The sequence below is a fragment of the Kitasatospora sp. NPDC059648 genome (assembly GCF_042734825.1).
In the GTDB taxonomy this organism is placed as follows: Bacteria; Actinomycetota; Actinomycetes; order Streptomycetales; family Streptomycetaceae; genus Kitasatospora.
The window spans coordinates 51,939-75,368 of record NZ_JBHWDU010000014.1 but is presented as its reverse complement, the minus strand read 5'-3'; the positions used below and the strand labels follow the sequence as shown (position 1 = coordinate 75,368).

Genomic DNA, 23,430 nt, shown 5'->3' with positions numbered 1-23,430 from the left:
ATGGCCCGCCGGGAACGGAACCGCACACGGCAACCGTTCGACCTCCGGGTCAGTCCTAGTACCTAGGCCGCCGCGGACGCGGCGGCCCGGGCGTCCGTCAGTACGACGCCTCCGGTGAGGACGTCGAGACGAACGAGGGAGCGCAGTGGAGTTGGCCCCGGCCACCGAGTCCGGTACTTCGCGCGGCCGCCTCGGCCGCCCGCTCGGGGCGCTCGCCGCCCTCGTGGCGACCTGGGTGGCCACCCGCACCGTGCTGGTGCTGCTGATGACCGGCGTGCTGAAGTCGCCCGGCGGCGACGTCACGGCCGACGTCTGGATGATCTACCACGCCTGGTACGGCGTGCTGCAGACCGGCACCTTCCCGTTCGACGACGTGACCTGGCAGTACCCGCCCGGCGCCGCCCTGGTGATCCTGCTGCCGGGCCTGCTCCCCTGGTCGTACCTGACCTCGTTCTGGGTGATCTGCGGCCTCGCCGACGCCGCCGCTGCCGCGCTGCTGATCCGCACCGGCCTGCGCAAGGGCCGGGCCCTGACCGGCGCCTGGATGTGGGTGGTCGGCGTGCCGCTGCTCGGCCCGATGATCTACAACCGCTTCGACCTGCTGGTCACCGCGCTCGCCCTGGCCGGTCTGCTCGCGCTGATCCGCCGCCCGGCGGTCGGCGGGCTGCTGCTGGGCCTGGGCGGCATCGTCAAGGTCTGGCCTCTGCTCGGCCTGATCGGCACCCCGTCCGGCCGCCGCACCCGCCGCTCCTGGACGCTGGCCGCGGCCACCGCCGTCTCGGTGGGCTTCCTGCTCGCGGCCGGGATGAACGGCGCCTTCGGCTTCCTGGCCTTCCAGAAGGACCGCGGCATCGAGGTCGAGTCGGTCGGCGCCCTGCCACTGCACCTGGCCCGGATCGCCGGGGGCTGGAACGGCAAGGTCACCATGAACTACGGCTCCCCCGAGATGCTCGGGCCGTGGGTCGGCGTGATCAGCAAGGTGATGATGGCCGGCACCGTGCTGGGCTTCCTCTGGCTGCTGCTGTGGCGCTTCACCGCCCGCCGCCGCAACGCGGCCACCATGTACGACGCCGCGCTGTGCGCGCTGCTGGTCTTCGTGGTGACCAGCCGGGTGATCAGCCCGCAGTACCTGGTGTGGCTGATCGGCGTGGCGGCGGTCTGCCTGACCGTGCGCGGCACCAGCCAGCGGCCGGTGGCCCTGCTGATCCTGGTCGCCTGCCCGCTCACCCTGCTCGAATTCCCGACCATGTTCACCCAGGTCCTGAACAGCGAGCCGCTGGCGATCACCGTGCTGGGCCTGCGCAACCTGCTTCTGCTGACCGCCACCGTGCTCTCCGCCGTGCGGCTCTGGCGCTCGACCCGCGCCGCGGCGCCCCTGCCGCCCACCGTGGTGCTCCCCGAGCCCGCCGCGCTGCCGCCCGCCTCCGCCTACCCGGTGCGCCCGGGCATCGCGTACGAGCAGGACCTGCTGGACGGCATCGACCACCCGGCCGGTCGTTAGCTACCCGGTTCTCAGCGCCTGCACCTCGGCCAGCCAGAGCGCGGTGAACTCGGCCAGGCCGATGCCCAGTTCGCCGCGCAGCAGCCGGTCGGTACGGCGGTCCCGGTCCTCGCCCTGCCCGTCGGCCGCGCCGACCGCCCGGTAGAACGCGACCAGCCGCTCCGTCCCGTAGCGGCGGGCGATGAGGTCGCAGGCGAGCCAGGCCTGTTCGTAGGCCTGGGCGATGCCGGTGGCACCGGCGGCGAAGTCCCCGTCGGCGGGCAGCGCGGTGGGCAGCTTCCCGGCGGCGACGTCCCGGGTGAGCTCGGGGGCGATCTGCTGCGGGCGGCGGCCGGACCCGCGGTAGGCGGTCCAGTCGGCGGCGCCTTCGGAGAGCCACAGCGGGGTCCAGGCCCGGGTGTCGGCCCGGGTCGCGACGTGGGTGGCCTCGTGGGTGACGACCACCTGTCGGCCGAAGTCGCTCAGCCGCCCGAACGCCTCGGGGTTGATCACCACCCGGTCCGCCGGGGTGTGCCAGGGCGCGCCGGGGGCGGCCACGGTGACCGCCGCCATGCCCGTCCAGCTCGCCGGGTCGGCCTCCAGCAGCCGGGCGAACTGCGGCTCGGTGGCGGGCAGTTCGAGCAGCAGTCGGCCGGCCCAGCCACCGCCCCAGACCGCGCTGACGGCCGGCACCGCCTGGTCCCCCACCGCGACCAGGCCGGCCGGGTCGGGCCCTGCGGCCAGGCCCAGTACCAGGCACCGGGCGCCGGGTGCGGTCCGGGCGGGGCCGAGGTCCCAGAGCGCCGGCGGTCCGCCCGTGCCCTCCTCGTGCTCGACCCGCCAGCCGTCCCGGTGCCGGACCAGCTCGATCCGGCGCGGGTACACCACCGGGTACTCGTCGTACCCGGCGATCCGCACCGCCAGTTCGACGGACGCGGTCAGCCGCTCCGGCCCGCCCGCCGCCGGGGCCTGCGGCCCGGACGACAGCACCAGGTTGCGGTACGTCGCCCCGGCCCCCGCGAGCCCGGACCAGACGGGCAGCGAGCGCGCCCGCTCCGCCAGCAGCCCGGCCACCGCCGTGCGCCGGTCGGCGGCCCGCCCGTCCGGCAACGCCGCCGGAGCGGCCGGGGGCAGCGACAGCTGGGCCAGCCCGCCGGCCGCCAGCAGCAGTGCTCCGCGCCGGGACAGCACGCAGCCGGGCGCTTCTATCGGGTACGGTTCGGCCGGGCGGGAAGGCGTCGCGCTCAGAGCCGGACCACCCCCGAGACCGGCATCGAGTTGACGCTCTCGTACCGGACCTTGGCGCCCGGGTACGGGGCGTGCACCATGACCCCGCCGCCGGCGTACATCCCGACGTGGTGCATGTCCCGGTAGAAGATCACCAGGTCTCCCGGCCGTGCTTCGGAGAGGCTGATCCGCTGCCCGGCGTACGCCTGGGCCTGCGAGGTCCGCGGCAGGGTCACTCCGGCCTGCCGCCAGCTGTAGTACATCAGACCGGAGCAGTCGAAGGCACGGGGCCCGGCGGATCCGTAGACGTAGGGCGAGCCGATCATCCGCACCGCGGCGGCCAGCGCGGCCGCCCCGCGCTCGGAGGCCGGCGGCGTGGTGCCGAGGTCCAGCCGGTCGGTGCCACGGGTGGCGCGCTGCTCGGCGTCCTGGGCGTCCTGGGCGTCCATCCTGGCCCGCTCGGCGGCACCCAGGCTGTTCAGCAGCTGCTGCGCCGCGGTCAGCCGCTGCTGGATCTGCTGCTTGTTCTCGGCCAGCGAGCGGCGGGCCTGGTCCAGCTCGGCGAGCTTGGCCGCGGTCTCGGTGCGTCGCTGGTCGAGCCTGCGCTGACGGGAGACCAGCTCGTGCAGGGTCTCCTGCTGCCGCTCGGCAGCCTGGCCGAGGGTACGGGCGCGGGCGAGGTAGGCCTCTGGGTCGGTGGAGAGCATCAGCTGGGCGGTCTGGGTCATTCCGCCGCTCCGGTACTCGGCCCCGGCGACCGTGGCCAGGTCCCCGCGCAGCTGGTTGAGCTGGTCCTGGGCAGCAGCCACCTCACCCTGCAGGTTCGCGGTCTCGCTCAGGAGCCTCTTCTGGGCCTCCTGGGCGGCGTTGTACTTCTCCGAGGCCTGCTCGGCCTCGTCGTACAGCTGCTCGACCTGCGCCTTGACGTCCCTGCGGTCGGGCTTGTCCGGCCCCCCGGGGGCGGCCTGGGCGCTGCCGACGGTCGCCACGCCCAGGGCCGTGGTGGCGGCCGCGGTCAGTACCAGCGCACGGGCGAGCAGTTGGGAACGGCGGTGCACGGGCATGGCGGCAGCGGCTCCAGTCCTGCGGCGCGGCCCCGCGGCCGCACCCCGGTGGGCGGCCGTCGAGCGGGAGTCCGGTGGCAGACGTTAGCGAGTCCGGGCAAGTGAGTCCAAACCCCTCCCGACCCGAATATTTGACCCCTATTCGGACATTCGACCGAGCCGCCGGAAAAGCCGCAGGCCCGGCCCTCCGTGGCGGAGGACCGGGCCTGCGAGGACCTGGCGGGGATCAGACCCGCACGATGGAAGCCAGCGGCATGTTGGAGACGGCCTCGTAGCGCACCGAGGCACCCGGCTTGGGCGCGTGCAGCACCTGGCCGTTGCCCGCGTAGATGCCGACGTGGTGGGCGTCGCTGTAGAAGATCAGCAGGTCGCCGGGCTGGGCCTGGGAGAGGTCCGTGCCGATCCGGGTGCCGGCGCCGGCCTGCTCCTGCGAGGTGCGCGGCAGCGACACGTTGGCCTGGTTGAACGCCCAGACCATCAGGCCGGAGCAGTCGAAGGAGCTGGGGCCGGTGGCGCCCCAGACGTACGGGCTGCCGACCTTGGTGGCGGCGGCGGCCAGCGCGGCGGCACCGTGCGAGCTGCCCGGGGCGATCTTGACCGGCGCGTTCGAGGAGCCCGACCCGAGGTCGGAGCGGCCGCTGTCGCGCGAAGCGCGGTCACCGGAGCCCGACTGGGAGGCCTGCGCGGCGGCGTCCGCCTTGGCCTTGGCGTCGGCGGCGGCCTTGTCCTCGGCCGCCTTGATCGCCTGGCGCTCCTGCTCGGTCAGCGTGTTGAGCAGGTCCTGGGCCGCCTTCAGCTTGTTCTGGACGTCCTCCTTGGACGCCTTCAGCTGCGCGGTCGTGGACTCCAGCTCGGCGAGCTTGCCCTGCGCCTCGGTGCGGTCCTGGTCCAGCTTGCGCTGCTGCTCCTGGAGCTGCTTCAGCTGGTTCTTCTGGGTGTCACCGGCCTGGTTCAGCGCCCCGGCCTGGTTGAGGAAGTTGTCCGGGCTGGAGGAGAACATCAGCTGGACGGTCGGGGATATGCCCCCGTTGCGGTACTGCTCGCCGGCGATCTCGGCGAGGCCGCCCTGCAGGTCGGTCACCTGCGCCTGCTGACGGGCCACCTGGTCCTGCAGGCCGGAGACCTGCTTCTCCAGCTCCTGCTGCTTCTCCTGCGCCGCGTTGTACTTCTCGGTCGCCTGCTCGGCCTGCTCGTTGAGCTGGTCGACCTGCTCCTTGACCTGTTCCTTGGTCGGCTGCGGGTCGGCGTGCGCGCCGGTCTGCGCGGAGAGGGCGACGGCCGCGGCGGCGAAACCGGTCAGGATCGAGACACGAGCGCGGCTGGCGGGCTTGGGACGACGATGGGACGCCACGAAGGCGGACTCCTTCTTCCTACATCCGCCTACCGGGTGAGCTGACGGGTTCGGGCCGGAAGCATGCCCTACGACGCCTCACGGCCTCACCAGCGGCCGACCTGGCGCCGATTCACCCCGGAGGAACATGGTTCCCCGGCTCCGCTCCGCAGCGCCCCCGACCACTGGGCTCCCCTGTCGGGCAGTCGCTTCGACCTGCCCCGCTGTTTCGCGAACTCGACGGAAACCACCGCCGCCACCCAGGCTGGGTGATCGACAGTGCGGTGGTTCGGGGCACGACCCTAGTAACTGAACCGTGATCCGTTCAAATCCTTGTCAGAAAAAAGACGGAAGGTTACCCATGTTCATTTGTGAAAATGACTGATCGTGATCACTGCTGCACGCAAAGCTGATCGACGCTCACCGCTCGGTCGGGCAATGGGCAAGCCTGAAGCGCCACCCCCCGGATCGGGAGGTGGCGCGGATCACAGGGGCGGAGTCGAACCCCCCGGGCGTGTCGGGCCGTCAGACCCTGCGGATCGTGTTGATCGGCATCGCGTCGGCCTTCATCACCTTCACGACGTCACCGGTGTGCGGCGCGTGGACCACCATGCCGTTGCCGATGTACATCCCGACGTGGTGCCGGTCGCTGCCGTAGATCACCAGGTCGCCCGGCTGGGCCTGGTCCAGCGAGGGCACCCGGGTGCCGACGTTGCCCTGCTCCTGCGAGGTGCGCGGCAGCGAGACGCCGGCCTGGGCGTACGACCAGACCATCAGGCCCGAGCAGTCGAAGGTGTTCGGCCCGGTGGAGCCCCACACGTACGGCGAGCCCTGCTTGCTCATCGCCTTGGCGACGGCCACGGCCGCGTAACCGCTGGCCGGCGGCAGGCTGCTGAGGTCGACCCGGGCCGCGCCGCGCGAGGCGCGGTCGTCCTGCTGCTGCTGGGCCTTCAGCGCGGCCCGGTCCGCGGCGCTGAGCGAGTTCAGCAGGTCCTGCGCGGCCTTCAGCTTCTGGTTGACGTCCGCCTTGGCCTGGTTGAGGTCCTTGGTGGTGGAGTCCAGCGAGGCCAGCACGGCGGCCGCCTCGGCCTTCTCCTGGTCCAGCCGGCGCTGCTGGTCGAGCAGGCCCTTGAGCGCCTCGGTCTGGCTCTCGCTGGCCTGCTGGACGCTCGACGCCTTGTCCAGGTAGCCGGTCGGGTCGGAGGAGAGCATCAGCTGGACGGACGGGTCGATGCCGCCGGTGCGGTACTGCTCGCCCGCGACCTGGGCCAGTCCGGTCTGCAGCTGGCTCATCTGGTCCTGACTGCGGGCCACCTGGTCCTGCAGCTGGTCGGCCTGCTTGCGGAGCTGGTCGGCGCGCTCCTTGGCGCCGTTGTACTTCTCCGCCGCCTGCTCCTGCTCCTGCTGGAGCTGGTCGATCTGCGCCTTCACGTCGGACGTGTTCGGCTGCGGCGCGGCGTGCGCGGCCACCTGGGCGGAGAGGGCGACCGCGGTCGCAGCGGCAGCGGTGAGCACGGAGACCCGCGCGCGGCTCGGCTGCTTGGGACGGCGGTGGGAGGCCAAGGGACCGGCTCCTTCTTCCAATGGACTCACCTGTTCGGGTGAGATTCCGGAAAATAGGTTTGACGCCAGACCCTAGTGAAGATCTATCCGTTTTGCCACTCCCCCGAAGGCGTGAACTCCGGTTCCCACGCTGACTTCACCGGATCCGCACACCCCGGCGGAAAGCGCCCGGAAAGGGCACTGACCAGCGGTCACGGCAACCGGCCCCGATCAGGGGCGGGCCAGCCGGTTCAGCAGCAGCACCGAGGCCACCGGGCGCGCACCCGCCTTCCGCACGCCCTCCGCGACCTCCCGGTCGGTGGACACCACCACCACCGGACGGCCCTGCGGCTCGGCCCGGACCAGACGGCGGATCAGCTCGTCCGCGGTCTCCCCGGTCCGGCTGAACCGTACCCGCACCCCGCGCGGCGGCGCCATGATGACCGGCACGTCCAGGTCCTGCCCGTCGAACACACAGGTGACCTCCGCCTGGGTGCGCTGGGCCAGCATCGCCAGCCCGCCCAGCAGCCGGATCCGCTGCTGCTCCAGCGGCAGCGCCGGGTACCCGGTCTTGGTCACGTTGTAGCCGTCCACCACCAGGTGCACCTGCGGGATCGCCAGCAGCTGGTCCAGCAGCGCCGGATCGTCCTCCGCCAGGCCGCGCCGGGCCACGTCGTGCGGCGAGGCCGCCCCCGGCACCACCGCCTCCACCAGGTCCGCCGGGCGGATCTGGGAGACCGGCAGCGCCAGCTCGCGCTGGAGGCCCTGCGCCGACTGCAGCACCGTGTCCAGCAGCAGCCGCAGCCGCATGTCCTCGACGCTGCGCCCCTCCCTGGCCGACCGGCGGCCCTGCTCGGCCGCGGTCTCCAGCTCGGACACCCGGTGCCGCAGCCGCCGCGCCTCGCCCTCGGCCGCGCTGCGCTCGCCCGCGGCCTGCGCCTTCGCGGCCTCCAGCTCCCCGGTCACCCGCCGGGTCTCGGCCTGCGCCCGGCGGGTGTCGCTCTCCAGCGACCGCACCTTCTTGCGCAGCGACTCGACCTCCCGCCGGACGCCCTCGAACTCCGCGCGCTGGCGGTCCAGGTCCGCCCGCGCCGCGGCCCGCACCTCGGCCAGCTCGGCCTGCAGTTTCTCCACCAGCCGGGTGGCCTCCGCCGCCGCGTCCTCGGCGCCGGCCCGCTCGGCCTCCTCGCCGGCCTCGGCGACCAGTCGGCTCCAACCCTCGGAGCGCACCAGGTAGGCGGCGGCCGCGACGTCCATCGGATCGGCGGCGCCGGGAACGGTGCCCGATTCCAGCGCCTTCACCAGGTCCGGCTGGCCCAGTCGCAGCCGCTCCGCTATCCGCACCCGGAAGGCCGGCTCGGACTCCAGCGCCGCCGCCAGCGCGGTGGCCGCGTACTTGGCCCGCCGCGCCGGGGTGAACTTGACGTACTGACGCAGGCTCTGCGGCAGCTCCGCGGGCGGCAGCCCGCCCAGCGCGTCGGAGGCCAGCCCGACCACGCGCCGGCGCACGCCCTCCGGCAGCGGCCGGTCCAGCTTCTCGACCACGCGCTCCGCGGCGGCACCGGAAGCGGCGGCACCGGAACCAGCGGCGGCGCCCTCCGACACGGCGGTCTCGGACGGGACCGTCCCGGCGGCCGGCTCCGGTGCCTGCGCAGCGGGCTGAAGCCCCTGCGCTTCGCCGGGCTCCCTCGCTGCGTCCACCACGTCCTCGGCTCCGATCCTGGTCCAGCGGGTGCGGCTCGCGGCCGCCCCTGTCGTCACGCTCCGTGCGTCTTGTCTGTATTGTCCCGTGCGGTGGGCGGCCGCGTCGCTCACCGCCCACCGCACCCGCGGGGTCAGCCCTGCTCGGCGGGGGTCTCCGCGCCCTCGGCGCCCGGGCGGGCCACCAGCTCGACCTGGTCCACGGCGTTGCACCAACGGCAGCGCACCGACTCGATCGTCTCGCTGAGCACCTCGGTCTCCTCGACCTCGGACTCGCCGGCCAGGTCGAAGTGCAGGAACTCGGTCACCCGCGCGGTGCGGGTCACGTCGAAGCGGGTGAGGTTGCCGCACAGCGTGCAGCGCCAGCGCGTCTCGGCGGTCAGTGCGGGGACGGTCATTGGGGATCCTCTCGGCTGGTCCCTGGGTGGGCTAGGCGCTCCCCCCGGAGCCCCGGCGTCGGCGGCGGGAGACGGGATTGCCCGCCCCCAGCCTATTGCCTGGGGCAACCACCCCGACCACCGGTTGCCGGAACACGGTGGCTAGCCCACCTGCCGTAAACCGCCGTGTCACCTGCCGCGCGCGGAGGGATGCTTGGCCGCATGGCGCTCGCGGCCCCCGACCACACGGAAGCGCGGGGCGACCGCCCGGCGGTGCCCGCACCGGCGGTCACCTACGCCCTGATCGCGGTCAACACCCTGCTTTTCCTGCTCGGCCCGGCCGCCGGTCTCAACCCGCTGTACGGCACCGGCCAGGCCCGGATCTGCGCCGAGCAGCGGTACGAGCAGCGCTGGGGCGCCGTCCCCGCCGAACTGCTGACCGGCCACCCGCTCACCGCCGAGCAGCTGGCCGCGGGCCCCGACCCGGTCCCCGGCTGCCCCGCCTCCCCCACCCCGGGCAAGCGCCCGGCGGTCTCCGCCCTCACCGGGCTGTTCCTGCACGCCGGCTGGCTGCACCTGCTGGGCAACCTGCTCTTCCTCCATGTCTTCGGCCCCACCGTCGAACGGCGGATCGGCCGGACCAGGTACCTCCTCTTCTACCTGGCCGCCGGGAGCCTCGCCTCGTACGGCTTCGCGCTCGCCGAGGCGCACTCCCCCGGCTCCACGCGGGTCCTGATCGGCGCCTCGGGCGCGATCTCCGCCGTGCTCGGGGCGTACCTGCGCCTGCACCCGCGGGCCAGGGTGACCACCCTGGTGCCGCTGCTCCTCTTTCTCCCGCTGCGCTTCCCCGCCTGGCTGGTGCTCGGCCTCTGGTTCGCCCTGCAGTGGTGGTCGGTGCACTCGGCCGGTCCCGGAGTGGCCTACCTGGTGCACGTGATCGGCTTCTCGGCCGGCTTCCTCTACGCCTGCACCATGGTCGGACACCCCCCGAGACGCCCCGGTCGAGGCCCGATACGCTGGCCGCACCCCACGAAGGAGCGCTGAACAGTGATCACCGCCATCGTCCTGATCAAGACCAGTGTCGACCGCATCCCGGAGATCGCCGAGGCCATCGCCGCGATCGAGGGGGTCAGCGAGGTGTACTCGGTGACCGGCGGCTACGACCTGGTGGCGATGGTCCGGGTGCGCCGCCACGACGACCTGGCCGAGGTCATCCCGGGCCGGCTGAACAAGGTCCCGGGCGTGGCCCACACGGAGACCCAGATCGCCTTCCGCACCTACTCCCAGCACGACCTGGAAGCGGCCTTCGCCCTCGGCCTGGACGAGTAGTCCCGCCCTGGAGCGTGTCTTTCCGATCACGCCCTAGCGGCGGCTGTCGGCGACGCAACGGCCGCCCTCGTTGCGGTAGTTCCACGCTGCGCCGTCGGTGACCAGCTCGCGGACGGCGGTCAGGAATCGCTCGACGTGCTCGTCCGGCGTACCGGCCCCGAAGCTCACCCGGATCGCGTTCAGGCTGCGCTCCCCCGGGAGCGAGGGCTCCGGCGCCCCGCACTCGGACGGCGCCACGTCCTCGTCCCCGAGCAGCGTCCGCACCAGCGGGTGGGCGCAGAACAGCCCGTCGCGCACCCCGATGCCGTACTCGGCGGACAGCGCGGCCGAGAAGTGCGAGCTGTTCCAGCCCCGGACGACGAAGGACAGCACCCCCACCCGGGCGGAGCCCTCGCCGAACAGGTTCAGCACCTTGACCTCCGGGATCTCCGCCAGCCCCGCCGTCAGCCGATCGACCAGCTGCCGCTCCCGGGCCTCCAGCGCGTCGAAGCCGGCCTCGGTCAGCGCCCGGCAGGCCGAGGCGATCGCGTAGGCGCCGATGACGTTCGGCGAGCCGGCCTCGTGCCGGGCCGGGCCGGTGTGCCACTGCACCGCCACCGAGCCGTCCGGCTCCCGGGCGACCGTCCGGGTCGCCCCGCCGCCGGCCAGGTACGGCTCGGCCGCGTCCAGCCAGTCCGCCCGCCCGGCCAGCACCCCGGCGCCGAACGGGGCGTACAGCTTGTGGCCGGAGAAGGCGATCCAGTCCACGCCCAGCTCGCGCACCGAGACCCGGTGGTGCGGGGCCAGCTGGGCGGCGTCCAGCACCACCCGGGCGCCGTACCGGTGCGCGGTCTCGGTCAGCTCGGCCACCGGCCACAGCTCGCCGGTCACGTTTGAGGCGCCGGTGACGCACAGCAGCTTCGGCCCCTCGGGCGCCGCGGCGAGCGCCGCCTCCAGCGCAGCCACCGCCTCGGCCCGCGAGCGCGGCGCCCGCAGGTAGCCGACCTCCAGCCCGGCGTGCGCCCAGGGCAGCAGCGAGGCGTGGTGCTCGGTCTCGAAGGCGAACACCCGGGTGCCGGCCGGCACGGCCGAGGCCAGCAGGTTGAGCGAGTCGGTGGTGGCGCGGGTGAAGACCACCTGGTCGCCCTCGCGCAGGTCGAGGAACTCGGCGACGGTCCGGCGGCTCTGCTCGAACAGGTCGGTGGACAGCTGCGAGAGGTACCCGGCGCCCCGGTGCACGCTGCCGTAGTACGGCGCGTAGGCGGCGACGTCGTCCCAGACCCGCTGGAGCGCCGGCGCGCTGGCCGCGTAGTCGAGCGCCGCGTAACCGACCTTCTCTCCGCTGGCGAGCGGCACCTGGACGTCGTGGCCGAGGACGGCGAGCGGAGCGTGGAGATCGAGGGAGACGGACATGAGGGTGCACTCCTTCTAGGGGTGAGGGACCCCGGGAGTGCTCGTCGTCCGGTGTCCGCGCTTGTCGCACGGACGGTTTGCCCGGCGACCCGGTCCTCACCCAGGGCACCCCGCCACGGACGGAGGGTTGCCGGACAGCCAGCTGGGGCTTCGCGCTGTCACTCATGACCTGGCGAAGACTCTAGGTCGGGTCCGTCGGACGGTCAAACAGGTATCCACCATCCGGACGGTGTTCTCGCCCGCCCACCTCCGGAGCGCTCGGACCCGGCGCCGACGCATCGGCCCGGGCCCTCAACCACCGCCTCAGATCCGGCTGGTGGCCTCCGACCAGCGCCGCAGCAGGTCCTGCGCCGCGCCCGAGTCGATCGCCTCGGCCGCCCGGACCATGGCGGCCGCGAGCTGCTCCGTCAGCGGCGCGTCGCCGAGGTCCATCGCGACCAGCGCCGCCGCCGTGTTCAGCAGGACGGCGTCCCGCACCGGCCCGCGCTCCCCGGCCAGCAGCCGGCGCGCGACCTCGGCGTTGTACGCGGCGTCGGCCCCGCGCAGCGTCTCGATGCCGACCAGCTCGATGCCGACGTCCCGCGGATCGAAGGCGGTCTCGGTGACCAGCCCGTCGCGCACCACCCACACCCGCGAGGTGGTGGTGATGGTCAGCTCGTCCAGCCCGTCGTCGCCGCGGAACACCAGCGCCGTCGCCCCGCGCCGGGCCAGCACGCCCGCGATCAGCCCGGCGAGCCGGGTGTCGAAGCAGCCGATGGCATGCGAGGTGACCTTCGCCGGATTGGTCAGCGGGCCGAGGATGTTGAAGGCGGTCGGCACGCCGAGGTCGCGCCGCGCGGTGGCCGCGTGCCGCATGGAGGGGTGGAACTTCGCCGCGAAGCAGAAGGTGAGCCCGACCTCCTCGGCCACCTCGGCCACCCGCCGGGCCGACAGGTCGAGTGCCACCCCGAGTTTCTCCAGCACGTCCGAGGAGCCGCTGGAGGATGAGGCGGCCCGGTTGCCGTGCTTGACCACCTTCGCCCCGGCGGCGGCCGCGACGATCGCCGACATGGTGGAGATGTTGACGGTCTTCGCCCGGTCGCCACCGGTGCCGACGATGTCGACCGCCGGGCCGGGGATGTGCAGCGGCTCGGCGTGTTCGTACATCGCGTCGACCAGACCGGCGATCTCGTCGACCGTCTCGCCCTTGGCCCGCAGCGCCACCATGAACCCGGCCACCTGGACGGGGGACGCCTCGCCGCTCATGATCCGGTCCATCGCCCACGCGGTGGAGGAGCGGTCGAGGTCCTCCCCCTTCAACAGCGCCGCCAGGAGGTCCGGCCAGGTGCGGACCACCTGCGCGGGGTCGGTACCACCGTTCGCAGGGTTCACGTTCACCATGGCTGACTCCAGCTGTTGTCGGTTCCCCCGCGCCGGGGGACGTCCGTACGGATGGAGCCAGCCTATCGAGCGGCGGGGCGCCCGGCCCCGGCCCTCTCCAGGAGTGAGACGACAGCGCTCAGCGTGCGACCGGGGCCCGCTTCTCCAGCCGGGCCCGCAGCAGGGTGGCGACCGCTCCGGCCAGCGCCACCGGGTCGACCGGGTGGGAGATCGCGGCGTCGGCCCGGCTCCAGGCGGCGAGCCAGGAGTCCTGCGGCCGGCCGATCAGCACCAGCACCGGCGGGCAGCCGTAGATCTCGTCCTTGAGCTGGCGCCCGAGGCCGAGCCCGCCGGCCGGGACCGCCTCGCCGTCCAGCACGCAGAGGTCGATGCCCCCCTTCTCCAGTGCCTTGATCACCGCGGGGGTGGTCGCGCACTCCAGATAGGACAGCTCCGGAAGATCCTCGGCGGGCCGGCGGCCGAGTGCCGTCAGCACCTGCTCGCGGGTGTTGCGGTCGTCGCTGTAGACGAGGACGGTGAGCGTCTCGTCGGTCGTGTACGCCATGGGCCCTGCTCCCTCAAGTGTGATCCGGACCACGTTCACCTGACCCGGATGCTACTCCCGTTTCCCCCGTCGCCGGTCCCCCTCGCGCACGTTCCTCCCCGAGCCGCCCCGCCGACGGCTCACCCACCCGGAGGACGGCCCGTCACCCGGACCCCGCCGGTCCACCCGGACGGCGGACGCGGCACCCTCTCCCCTACACCCGGCACTGCGCCGCCCGTGCGACGACGCACCGGGCAAGGGGGTGGCGGGCCCGCCCGAGGAACCGTCAGAAAAGGGACACGCCGCTGCTCAGCCCCCGTGCGGGCACCCCGTCGCCCTCCAAGCGGGCATACCGCACGCACCGGACACTCCGAGGGACACCCCCCGACGTGAAGACGGAATAAGGGACCGACATAATGTCCGTCGTGGCGACAGCAACAGCAACAGAAACCGGGCACGCGCACGGATCGGTCAATCGACCGAACATGGTCAGCGTCGGAACGATCGTCTGGCTCAGTTCCGAGCTGATGTTCTTCGCGGCGCTCTTCGCGATGTACTTCACGCTCCGCTCCGTCAAGGGAGCCGAGTTCTGGGCCGAGAAGGCGCACGCCCTCAACGTGACGTTCTCCTCGATCAACACCACGATCCTGGTGCTCTCCTCGCTCACCTGCCAGCTCGGCGTCTTCGCCGCCGAGCGCGGTGACGTGAAGAAGCTCCGCGCGTGGTTCGCCCTCACGTTCTTCATGGGCGCGATCTTCATCGGCGGCCAGGTCTACGAGTACACCGAGCTGGTCAAGAACGACGGCCTCTCGCTGTCCTCCGACCCGTACGGCACGGTGTTCTACCTGACCACCGGCTTCCACGGTCTGCACGTGACGGGCGGTCTGATCGCCTTCCTGCTGGTCCTGGGACGGACGTACGCAGCCAAGCGCTTCACGCACGAGCAGGCCACCGCCGCGATCGTCGTGTCCTACTACTGGCACTTCGTCGACGTCGTGTGGATCGGCCTGTTCGCGACCATCTACCTGATCAAGTAACCAGCTGATCAGGTCGCTGGCCACCGGCTGCGGCCCCCGCCCTCACCGGCGACGGGCCGCTTCTGCCGGTGCCGACGCTCCCACCGACCGACCGCGCGCGCAGCCTTGGACAGGCAGCCTCGTGCCGGCCAGACCGGCCGCCGGGTGCACCCACCAGTCGACCAGATCCTGACACCGGGGTTATTCCGTGAAAAAGCTCTCCGCACGACGGCGCCACCCATTGGCGGCGCTGGTCGTCCTACTTCTCGCCCTGGCGGCAACCGGGGGGCTGTACGCCGCGTTCGCGCCCGCCGACAAGGCGCAGGCCGACGTCGCCGCGCAGTCGCTCGCGATCGATGAGGGCAAGAGGCTCTTCGCCGTCGGCTGCTCCTCCTGCCACGGCATCAACGGCCAGGGCAGCAGCGAGGGTCCGAGCCTGGTCGGCGTCGGCACCGCCGCCGTCGACTTCCAGGTCGGCACCGGCCGCATGCCGGCCCAGCAGCCCGGCGCCCAGGTGCCGCGCAAGCCGAAGATCTACACCCAGAGCGAGATCGACCAGCTCGCCGCGTACATCGGTTCGCTCGGCCCCGGCCCGATCGCGCCGAAGCCGGAGCAGTACAACTCGACCGACCCCCAGGACATCTCCAAGGGTGGCGAGCTGTTCCGCACCAACTGCGCCCAGTGCCACAACTTCGCGGGCCAGGGCGGTGCCCTCACCAAGGGCAAGTACGCCCCGTCGCTGGAGGGCGTGGACGCCAAGCACATCTACGAGGCCATGCAGACCGGCCCGCAGAACATGCCGTCGTTCCCGGACAGCACCATGCCCGAGGAGCAGAAGAAGCAGATCGTGGCCTTCGTCCGCCACACCACCAACGATGAGCCCAACCCCGGCGGTCTCACCCTGGGCAGCCTCGGTCCGGTGACCGAGGGTCTGTTCGGCTGGATCTTCGGCCTCGGCACGCTCATCGCGGTCGCGATCTGGGTCGCCGCCCACACCACCAAGGCCAAGAAGTCATGAGCCACGACATGTCAGAAGAGAAGCTCCCGGAGCCGCACGGCTCCGCCGGCGAGGTGGCCGAGCACGGCAACCCGTTCGCCGACCCGGGCCTGCCGGCCCACGAGCCCCGTCGCACCGACATCGACGAGCGGGCCGCCAAGCGGGCCGAGCGCCAGGTCTCGCTGATGTTCGTGGTCTCGATGCTCGCCACCATCGGCTTCATCGCCTCGTACGTGGCCATCGACCCGGACAAGATCGTCTACATCTTCCCGCTGGGTCACGTCAGCGCGCTGAACTTCGCGCTCGGCCTGACCCTGGGCGTCGCGCTGTTCATGATCGGCGCGGGCGCGGTCCACTGGGCCCGCACCCTGATGTCGGACGTCGAGATGCCGTCCGAGCGTCACCCGATCGAGGCCTCCGACGAGGTCCGCAACGACGTCATCGAGCAGTTCAAGACCGGTGCCGCCGAGTCGGGCTTCGGTCGCCGCAAGATGATCCGCAACACCCTCATCGGGTCGATGGCGCTGGTCCCGCTCTCCGGCGTGGTCCTGCTCCGCGACCTGGGCCCGCTGCCGGAGAAGAAGCTCCAGGAGACGGGCTGGAAGGAGGCGACCCCGGCCAAGCCGCTGGCGCTCGTCAACATGAGCACCATGCAGCCGATGAAGCCCGAGGACCTCGTGGTCGGCTCGCTGACCTTCGCCATGCCGGAGGGTCTGAGCACCCACGACGAGGACTTCCAGCAGCGCATCGCCAAGGACGCCCTGATGCTGGTGCGCATCGCGCCGGAGGACATCAAGGACGACAAGTCCAAGGACCTGGGCTTCGAGGGGATCCTCGCCTACTCCAAGATCTGCACCCACGTCGGCTGCCCGATCAGCCTGTACGAGCAGCAGACCCACCACGCGCTCTGCCCCTGCCACCAGTCGACCTTCGACCTGGCGGACGGCGCGCGCGTCATCTTCGGCCCGGCCGGCCACCCGCTGCCGCAGCTGAAGATCACCACTGACGACAAGGGCAACCTGGTCGCCACCGGCGACTTCGAGAAGCCCGTCGGCCCGAGCTTCTGGGAGCGTGCTCGATGAGTAGCGCGAGCAGCACCACGACCGGTGCCGCCAAGCCCTCCAGCACGCGTGCCAACCCCGCCAACAAGTGGGAGGCCGCGGCTGACTGGACGGACGGCCGGCTGGGGATCTACTCCCTCGCCAAGGCCAACCTGCGCAAGATCTTCCCGGACCACTGGTCCTTCATGCTGGGCGAGATCTGCCTCTACACCTTCGTCATCATCATCCTGACCGGTGTCTACCTGACGCTGTTCTTCAAGCCGTCGATGGCCGAGGTCGTCTACAACGGCTCGTACGTGCCGCTCAAGGGCATCGGGATGTCCGAGGCGTACGCCTCGACGGTGGACATCAGCTTCGAGGTCCGCGGCGGTCTGCTGATCCGCCAGATCCACCACTGGGCCGCCCTGGTCTTCGTGGCCGCGATGCTCGTGCACATGATGCGCGTGTTCTTCACCGGCGCGTTCCGCAAGCCGCGTGAGATCAACTGGGTCTTCGGCTTCCTGCTGCTGGTCCTGGGCATGTTCGACGGCTTCTTCGGCTACTCGCTGCCGGACGACCTGCTGTCGGGCACCGGTATCCGCTTCATGGAAGGCGCGATCCTCGCCGTCCCGCTGGTCGGCACCTACATCCAGATGTTCCTGTTCGGGGGCGAGTTCCCCGGCCACGACATCGTGCCGCGGTTCTTCACCATCCACGTCCTGCTGATCCCGGGCATCATGCTCGGCCTGCTGGTCGCGCACCTGATCCTGGTCTTCTACCACAAGCACACCCAGTGGGCGGGCCCGGGCAAGACCGAGAAGAACGTCGTCGGCATGCCGCTGATGCCGGTCTACATGGCCAAGGCCGGTGGCTTCTTCTTCCTGGTCTTCGGCATCATCGCCGCCATCTCGGCGATCGCCACGATCAACCCGATCTGGGCGTACGGCCCGTACCGCCCGGACCAGGTGTCGACCGACGCCCAGCCCGACTGGTACATGGGCTTCTCCGAGGGCCTGATCCGCGTCATGCCGGGCTGGGAGATCAGCCTGTGGGGCCACACCCTGAACCTGGGTGTCTTCATCCCGCTGATGATCTTCCCGCTGGTGCTGGTCGCGATCGCGGTCTACCCGTTCATCGAGGGCTGGATCACCGGCGACAAGCGCGAGCACCACATCCTGGACCGCCCGCGCAACGCCCCGGTCCGCACCGCCCTGGGTGCGGCCTGGATCAGCCTGTACCTGGTCCTGCTGATCGGCGGTGGCAACGACCTGTTCGCCACGCACTTCCACCTGTCGCTCAACTCGATCACGTACTTCGTGCGCACCGGCTTCTTCGTGGTGCCGGTCATCACCTTCATCATCACCAAGCGCTGGTGCCTCGGCCTGCAGCGCCGTGACAAGGAGAAGGTGCTGCACGGCCGCGAGACCGGCGTCATCAAGCGCCTGCCGCACGGTGAGTACGTCGAGGTGCACGCCCAGCTGCCGCAGAAGGACCTGCACACGCTCACGGCGCACGAGCAGAACCAGCCGATCGAGCTGCCGGCCCAGACGGACGAGAACGGCGTGGCCCGCAAGGCCGGCGCCCTCACCCGCACCCGGGCCAAGCTCTCCCGCGGCTTCTACGGCGAGGGCAGCCAGATCCCCAAGCCCACCGCCGAGGAGCACCACGAGATCACCAGCGGCCACGGCCACCACTGATCCCGTACGCACCCCCGCGTCACCCCGAGGGCCGCTGACCAGAGTTCATCTGGTCGGCGGCCCTCGGGCTTTCTCGTACCCGCAACCGCTTCCAGGAGCCATCCGTGCAGCTGTCCGTCGACCCCGCCGCCGCCACTCCCCCGTACGAGCAGATCCGCGCCCAGATCGCCGAGCAGGCCCGCTCCGGCGCCCTGCCGACCGGGCTGCGGCTGCCCACCGTACGGGCCCTGGCCGAGGAACTGGGGGTGGCCGCCGGGACGGTCGCCCGGGCCTACAAGGAGCTGGAGGCGGACGGCGTGGTGGAGACCCACGGCCGGCGCGGCACCCTGATCGCCGCCACCGGGGACGCCGCCCACCGGCTGGCCGCCGAGGCCGCCACCGAGTACGCCGAACGCGCGAGCCGGCTGGACCTGTCCCACGCGGACGCCCTGGCCGCCGTCGTCACCGCCCTGGCCGTGGCCTACCCGGAGGCCTGACCCCGGGCGGTACCGGCGCTGCGGGGCACCCCCGCCACCGCGGGGAAGGGGCGGCCTCAGAGCTCGGGGCGCATCATCCCGACGGCCGGGGCCTGGGCGGCGGGGGCCGTGGTGCTGAGGGGCTTCCCGAGGGCGCTGTGCTTGACCCAGTCCGTCCAGGAGACGTTCCAGTCCCCGAAGCCGTTGCCGAAGGGCTCCATGGTGGCGCCACGGCTGTTCACCACCGTCACCAGGTCCCCCACCCGGGTGTTCTCGTAGAACCACCTGGCGTTGTCGGTGCTCATGCCGGTGCAGCCGTGGCTGACGTTCTCCACGCCCTGCGAGCTGACCGACCAGGGCGCCGCGTGGACGTACTCGCCGCTCCAGGTCACCCGGGTGGCCCACTCGACGTTCAGGTCGTAGGAATCCGAGGTGCCGGCGGCGATGCCGATCGTCTCGCCGTTCATCCGGACCGAGCGCTCCTGGCCGAGCACCACCTTGATGCCGTTGCGGGTGTCGAAGCCGGGCCTGCCGGTGGTCACCGGGATGCTCCGGACCGCCTGGCCGTCACGCTTGAGGGTGAGTTCGTGGGCGGCCGCGTCGATCACCGTCTCCACCCGGGCGCCGATCCGCAGCCGCAGCGAGCTGCGGTCTCCACCGTAGAGGCCGTCGGCGATCCGGCTGCCGGTGTCGTCGAAGGCCAGCGACACGGTGGTGCCGGCCGGCCAGTAGTCCTGCGGGCGGAAGTGCAGGTTCTTGTCGTCCACCCAGTACCAGGCGCCGGTGACGGCCGGCTGGGAGGTCACGGTCAGGGCGCTCTCGACCGCCTGACGGGCCTTCGGGTCCTTGACCGCCTCGGAGAGCTGGACGGTCAGCGGCTGGCCCACCCCGTAGACGCCGCTGCCGGAGGAGTCCGGGCCTAGCTTGGCGGTGAGCAGGCGCTGGGCGGCCGCGGTGGTGAAGTTCTCGGTGGTGTCACCGCGGCCGTTCTTCCCGTCGTCGGCGGAGATCCGCACGGTGTACGCGGTGGCGGCCTTGAGCCGTCCGGTGGTCTGCCAGCTGCGCTGGTCGTCGGCGAGCCTGCCGGCCACCACCCGGCCGTCCGGGCCGACCACGGTGACATCGGTGAGCCGGCTGCCTTCCAGGGCCGTCACGGTGACCGGCTCCGAAGGGTCGACCTTGCCCTCGGCCGAGAGGTGGACGAGCGGTCCCGCATCGATCCGGTGTGGTCCGGAGGACTCGTCCCCGAACGAGCAGGCGGCCAGCGGGGCCAGCACTGCCAGTGCCAGCGAGATGCTGCCGATACCTGCGGTTCCGCGCCTGTCGCCCATGACCGCCTCCGTGGGGTCTGCACCATTCGCACGTTTGCTCAGATCGTAGGAACGTCCCTGGGGCGGCGACATCCGGGCGACCCTCCGTGCACCCAGGTGAGTGAGGCGGTCACCCTGGGGAAGCAGCAGGGCCGGTCCCCCCGTGCGGGAGGACCGGCCCTGTGGTCGGAGCGGGAACCTACTGGTTCTGGTTCTCGCCCCGGTAGAACTCGAAGACCCATCCGAAGATGCCGATCATGATGATCGGGGCGGCCCAGAACATCAGCCACCAGCCGAAGATCACGCCCAGGAAGGCGAGCGCCCCACCGAGCGCCAGCGACAGCGGCTGCCAGCTGTGCGGGGCGAAGAAGCCCAGCTCGCCGGAGTCGTCCGCGACCTCGGCCTCGGGGTTGTCACCCGCGCCGCTGTCCACCCGGCGGGCGGTGAAGGCGAGGTAGTACCCGATGAAGGCGCACAGGCCGAAGGCGAGGAACAGCGCGGTGGTACCGGCGGCCTCAAGGCCCGGGCCCGAGTTGTTGGTCCACAGGCCGTAGGTGATGGCCATCGCCAGCACGAAGACCGACAGGCCCAGGAAGATCTTTCCCTGTTCCTTCATCAGGCGTCACCCTCCTGCTTGCCCTTGCCCAGCTTCGGGGCGTCGTACTTCGCCGGGGTCACACCGGCGAGGTGCTTGGCCGGCTCCCCGTGGTTCTCCAGGTAGTCCAGCGCGGCGATCTCCGGGTGGTGGAGGTCGAAGGCCGGGGATTCGGAGCGGATCCGGGGCAGGGTGAGGAAGTTGTGCCGCGGCGGCGGGCAGGAGGTCGCCCACTCCAGGGAGCGGCCGAAGCCCCACGGGTCGTCCACGGTGACCTTCTCGCCGTACTTGGCGGTCTTCCAGACGTTGTAGAGGAACGGCAGGATCGACAGGCCGAGCACGAAGGAGCCGATGGTCGAGACGGTGTTCAGGGTGGTGAAGCCGTCCGAGGCCAGGTAGTCGGCGTAACGGCGGGGCATGCCCTCCGCGCCGAGCCAGTGCTGCACCAGGAAGGTGGTGTGGAAGCCGAAGAACAGCGTCCAGAAGGTGATCTTGCCGAGGCGCTCGTCCAGCATCTTGCCGGTCATCTTCGGCCACCAGAAGTGGAAGCCGGCGAACATCGCGAACACGACGGTGCCGAAGACCACGTAGTGGAAGTGCGCGACGACGAAGTACGAGTCCGAGACGTGGAAGTCGATCGGCGGCGAGGCCAGCAGGACACCGGTCAGACCGCCGAAGAGGAAGGTGACCAGGAAGCCGACCGTCCAGAGCATCGGCGTCTCGAAGCTCAGCGAGCCCTTCCACATGGTGCCGACCCAGTTGAAGAACTTCACACCGGTCGGGACCGCGATCAGGAAGGTCATGAAGGAGAAGAACGGCAGCAGCACCTGTCCGGTGACGTACATGTGGTGCGCCCACACCGTCACGGACAGACCGGCGATCGCGATGGTGGCCGCGATCAGGCCGGAGTAGCCGAACATCGGCTTGCGGCTGAAGACCGGGACGATCTCCGACACGATGCCGAAGAACGGCAGCGCGATGATGTACACCTCGGGGTGGCCGAAGAACCAGAACAGGTGCTGCCACAGCATCGCCCCGCCGTTGGCGGGATCGAAGACGTGTGCCCCGAACTTGCGGTCCGCCTCCAGGGCGAACAGCGCGGCAGCCAGCACCGGGAAGGCCAGCAGGACCAGCACCGAGGTCAGCAGGACGTTCCAGACGAAGATCGACATCCGGAACATCGTCATGCCCGGAGCGCGCATGCAGATGATCGTGGTGATGAAGTTGACCGCACCGAGGATCGTGCCGAAGCCGGAGAAGGCCAGACCCATGATCCACATGTCGCCGCCGACGCCGGGCGAGTGCACCGCGTCCGACAGCGGGGAGTAGGCGAACCAGCCGAAGTCGGCGGCACCGTTCGGGGTCAGGAAGCCACAGACCGCGATGGTCGAACCGAAGAGGTACAGCCAGTACGCGAACATGTTCAGACGCGGGAAGGCCACGTCCGGGGAGCCGATCTGCAGCGGCATGATCCAGTTCGCGAAGCCAGCGAACAGCGGCGTCGCGAACATCAGCAGCATGATCGTGCCGTGCATCGTGAACGCCTGGTTGAACTGCTCGTTCGACAGGATCTGGGTCCCGGGACGAGCCAGCTCGGCACGCATGACCAGGGCGAGGATGCCACCGATCAGGAAGAAGGCGAACGACGTGCCCAGGTACAGGGTGCCGATCGTCTTGTGGTCAGTGGTGGTCAGCCACTTGATGATGGTCGAACCCGGCTTCCGGGTCCGCTGCGCCCCGACCGTGACGGCCTCGGCGCCCCCGCCGGCCGCGGCGGGCTCGTTGAGGATGGTCACTTCGCTTCACTTCCCATGGTGATGACGCCGGAGGGCACCGCGCCGGACTGGCCCTTGGCGCGAAGCTCGGCCAGGTGCTTGTCGTAGTCGGCGCGATCGACGACCTTGACGTTGAACAGCATGCGCGAGTGGTCGACGCCGCAGAGCTCGGCGCACTTGCCCATGTAGTCGCCCTTGACGGTCGGGGTGACCTCGAACTTGTTCACCACGCCCGGCACGACGTCCATCTTCATCATGAAGTTGACGGGCCAGAAGTCGTGGATGACGTCACGAGAGGTGAGCCGGAACTGCACCGTCTCGTTGACCGGCAGCCAGAGCGTCGGAGCGTCCTTGGGCGTACCGACGTCGTACGCGGCGTCCTTGTTGGCCGGGTCGGGGGTCTCGGTGTTCTCGTAGTTGAATGCCCAGCTCCACTGGAAGCCGACCACGTTGACGTAGTGCTGCGGCTTCGCGGAGACCTGCGTCAGCTTCGCCTCGTCGCGGGCGACGAAGTAGAAGAGGACCGAGACGATGATGATGGGGACCGCGGTGTAGAGCGCCTCGATGGGCACGTTGTACCGGGTCTGCGGGGGGATCTCCACGCCGGTGCGCTTGCGCCGGTGGAAGATCACGCTCCAGATGATCAGACCCCACATCAGTACGCCGACCACCAGCGCCGCGATCCAGGAGCCCTGCCACATCTGGAGGACCATGGGTCCTTCCTTGGTGACGGGGCTCGGGAGGCCAAGCCTGGGGAGGTCGTTGGCCGAGCAGCCGGTGGCGGTCGCGATGACGAGGCCCAGTGCCAGCGCCTGAGGCAGCTTCCGCCGCATCGTGCGCCGCGGCGAGCGGTCGGAGCCGTTGGGACTCACGTAGCGCCTTCCCGAAGTCTCGCCCGCCTTCGCGTCGCACCGGGAGGGGAGTGTGAGCCCCTCCGGCGACCCGTCCACGGGCACGGTTTGAATGCTTATGCGGGCCAAACCCTACTCCAGCCTTATGCGCTCCTGACGGGCAGCCCCCGGTAACGCGCCGCCCGGTCGCCCGATCAGGCCCGGCAAGGGCTGCGCCGCAGGTCATCGTAGGCATTCGAGGTCCATACGCCCGATCGGGGGATGACCTCGAACAACGTGGGTGACGGCCCGTCGGTACCGGACGAAGCGGACATTCGGGGTGATCGACTGACGGCCGGTGAGCAATCCG

At 71.1% G+C, this 23,430-nt stretch carries 21 protein-coding genes and 2 riboswitches; of the genes, 8 read left to right on the top strand and 13 right to left on the bottom strand.

The window, feature by feature from the left end; translation table 11 throughout:
• Positions 1-145: 145 nt before the first annotated feature.
• Complete coding sequence (locus tag ACFV1W_RS11825) at positions 146-1,501, top strand: glycosyltransferase 87 family protein (protein ID WP_380415453.1); 1,356 nt, start codon at positions 146-148, stop codon at positions 1,499-1,501.
• Here the strand turns inward: ACFV1W_RS11825 and ACFV1W_RS11820 are convergent, their stop codons facing one another.
• The 6 genes from ACFV1W_RS11820 to ACFV1W_RS11795 form a co-directional block, all read right to left on the bottom strand.
• On the bottom strand, positions 1,502-2,671 hold the full coding sequence (locus tag ACFV1W_RS11820) for a hypothetical protein (RefSeq protein ID WP_380415451.1): 1,170 nt from the start codon (positions 2,669-2,671) through the stop codon (positions 1,502-1,504).
• 53 nt (positions 2,672-2,724) lie between these two features.
• Positions 2,725-3,771 carry an NlpC/P60 family protein gene (locus tag ACFV1W_RS11815; RefSeq protein WP_380415449.1) on the bottom strand — a complete coding sequence of 349 codons (1,047 nt, stop codon included), beginning with the start codon at positions 3,769-3,771 and terminating at the stop codon, positions 2,725-2,727.
• A gap of 226 nt (positions 3,772-3,997) precedes the next feature.
• On the bottom strand, positions 3,998-5,122 hold the full coding sequence (locus ACFV1W_RS11810; protein ID WP_380415448.1) for an NlpC/P60 family protein: 1,125 nt from the start codon (positions 5,120-5,122) through the stop codon (positions 3,998-4,000).
• A gap of 10 nt (positions 5,123-5,132) precedes the next feature.
• Positions 5,133-5,286: riboswitch (cyclic di-AMP (ydaO/yuaA leader) on the bottom strand.
• A 340-nt stretch (positions 5,287-5,626) separates the two neighbouring features.
• The gene (locus ACFV1W_RS11805) at positions 5,627-6,664 is read right to left on the bottom strand and encodes an NlpC/P60 family protein (RefSeq protein WP_380415447.1); all 1,038 of its coding nucleotides are present in this window, start codon (positions 6,662-6,664) and stop codon (positions 5,627-5,629) included.
• Between the two features lie 210 nt (positions 6,665-6,874).
• A complete protein-coding gene (locus ACFV1W_RS11800; RefSeq protein WP_380415542.1) occupies positions 6,875-8,188 on the bottom strand; it encodes an NYN domain-containing protein in 1,314 nt (437 codons plus the stop codon).
• 290 nt (positions 8,189-8,478) lie between these two features.
• Entirely contained in the window at positions 8,479-8,742 is a 264-nt protein-coding gene (locus tag ACFV1W_RS11795) for a hypothetical protein (protein WP_380415445.1), read from the bottom strand.
• Between the two features lie 201 nt (positions 8,743-8,943).
• Between ACFV1W_RS11795 and ACFV1W_RS11790 the strand changes: the two genes are divergently transcribed.
• Both ACFV1W_RS11790 and ACFV1W_RS11785 read left to right on the top strand, forming a co-directional pair.
• Positions 8,944-9,765, top strand: a complete 822-nt coding sequence (locus tag ACFV1W_RS11790) for a rhomboid family intramembrane serine protease (RefSeq protein WP_380415444.1) — start codon at positions 8,944-8,946, stop codon at positions 9,763-9,765.
• A gap of 3 nt (positions 9,766-9,768) precedes the next feature.
• Complete coding sequence (locus tag ACFV1W_RS11785) at positions 9,769-10,050, top strand: Lrp/AsnC ligand binding domain-containing protein (RefSeq protein ID WP_030240061.1); 282 nt, start codon at positions 9,769-9,771, stop codon at positions 10,048-10,050.
• Positions 10,051-10,083: 33 nt separating this feature from the next.
• Here ACFV1W_RS11785 and ACFV1W_RS11780 read toward each other — a convergent pair whose 3' ends face one another.
• The 3 genes from ACFV1W_RS11780 to ACFV1W_RS11770 all read right to left on the bottom strand — a co-directional run bounded on the left by ACFV1W_RS11780 (position 10,084) and on the right by ACFV1W_RS11770 (position 13,366).
• Positions 10,084-11,442 (bottom strand): aminotransferase class V-fold PLP-dependent enzyme, encoded by a 1,359-nt coding sequence (locus ACFV1W_RS11780; protein ID WP_380415442.1) that lies wholly within the window; start codon positions 11,440-11,442, stop codon positions 10,084-10,086.
• A 52-nt stretch (positions 11,443-11,494) separates the two neighbouring features.
• A riboswitch (SAM riboswitch) is annotated at positions 11,495-11,612 on the bottom strand.
• A gap of 133 nt (positions 11,613-11,745) precedes the next feature.
• Positions 11,746-12,822: an anthranilate phosphoribosyltransferase gene (trpD, locus tag ACFV1W_RS11775; RefSeq protein ID WP_380415440.1), complete on the bottom strand. Its 1,077-nt coding sequence runs from the start codon at positions 12,820-12,822 to the stop codon at positions 11,746-11,748.
• Positions 12,823-12,940: 118 nt separating this feature from the next.
• Positions 12,941-13,366, bottom strand: a complete 426-nt coding sequence (locus tag ACFV1W_RS11770) for a hypothetical protein (RefSeq protein WP_380415438.1) — start codon at positions 13,364-13,366, stop codon at positions 12,941-12,943.
• A gap of 395 nt (positions 13,367-13,761) precedes the next feature.
• Here ACFV1W_RS11770 and ACFV1W_RS11765 point away from each other — a divergent pair, with 395 nt between their 5' ends.
• The 5 genes from ACFV1W_RS11765 to ACFV1W_RS11745 all read left to right on the top strand — a co-directional run bounded on the left by ACFV1W_RS11765 (position 13,762) and on the right by ACFV1W_RS11745 (position 18,571).
• On the top strand, positions 13,762-14,382 hold the full coding sequence (locus ACFV1W_RS11765) for a heme-copper oxidase subunit III (RefSeq protein WP_350515899.1): 621 nt from the start codon (positions 13,762-13,764) through the stop codon (positions 14,380-14,382).
• 187 nt (positions 14,383-14,569) lie between these two features.
• On the top strand, positions 14,570-15,379 hold the full coding sequence (locus tag ACFV1W_RS11760; protein WP_380415436.1) for a c-type cytochrome: 810 nt from the start codon (positions 14,570-14,572) through the stop codon (positions 15,377-15,379).
• Between the two features lie 8 nt (positions 15,380-15,387).
• Positions 15,388-16,440, top strand: a complete 1,053-nt coding sequence (locus ACFV1W_RS11755) for a Rieske 2Fe-2S domain-containing protein (protein WP_380415434.1) — start codon at positions 15,388-15,390, stop codon at positions 16,438-16,440.
• Positions 16,437-18,095: a cytochrome bc complex cytochrome b subunit gene (locus tag ACFV1W_RS11750; RefSeq protein ID WP_380415432.1), complete on the top strand. Its 1,659-nt coding sequence runs from the start codon at positions 16,437-16,439 to the stop codon at positions 18,093-18,095. The genes ACFV1W_RS11755 and ACFV1W_RS11750 overlap by 4 nt, the downstream gene beginning before the upstream one ends.
• Before the next feature lie 104 nt (positions 18,096-18,199).
• Positions 18,200-18,571, top strand: coding sequence for a GntR family transcriptional regulator (locus ACFV1W_RS11745; RefSeq protein WP_380415430.1), 372 nt, complete (start codon positions 18,200-18,202; stop codon positions 18,569-18,571).
• Between the two features lie 56 nt (positions 18,572-18,627).
• On the opposite strand, the gene ACFV1W_RS11740 is transcribed toward ACFV1W_RS11745, so the two are convergent.
• The 4 genes from ACFV1W_RS11740 to coxB form a co-directional block, all read right to left on the bottom strand.
• A complete protein-coding gene (locus ACFV1W_RS11740; RefSeq protein ID WP_380415428.1) occupies positions 18,628-19,881 on the bottom strand; it encodes an Ig-like domain-containing protein in 1,254 nt (417 codons plus the stop codon).
• A gap of 178 nt (positions 19,882-20,059) precedes the next feature.
• Positions 20,060-20,476 (bottom strand): cytochrome c oxidase subunit 4, encoded by a 417-nt coding sequence (locus tag ACFV1W_RS11735; protein WP_380415426.1) that lies wholly within the window; start codon positions 20,474-20,476, stop codon positions 20,060-20,062.
• Complete coding sequence (gene ctaD / locus ACFV1W_RS11730; protein WP_380415424.1) at positions 20,476-22,251, bottom strand: cytochrome c oxidase subunit I; 1,776 nt, start codon at positions 22,249-22,251, stop codon at positions 20,476-20,478. The genes ACFV1W_RS11735 and ctaD overlap by 1 nt, the downstream gene beginning before the upstream one ends.
• A complete protein-coding gene (gene coxB / locus ACFV1W_RS11725; RefSeq protein ID WP_380415422.1) occupies positions 22,248-23,102 on the bottom strand; it encodes a cytochrome c oxidase subunit II in 855 nt (284 codons plus the stop codon). The genes ctaD and coxB overlap by 4 nt, the downstream gene beginning before the upstream one ends.
• Positions 23,103-23,430: the final 328 nt, after the last annotated feature.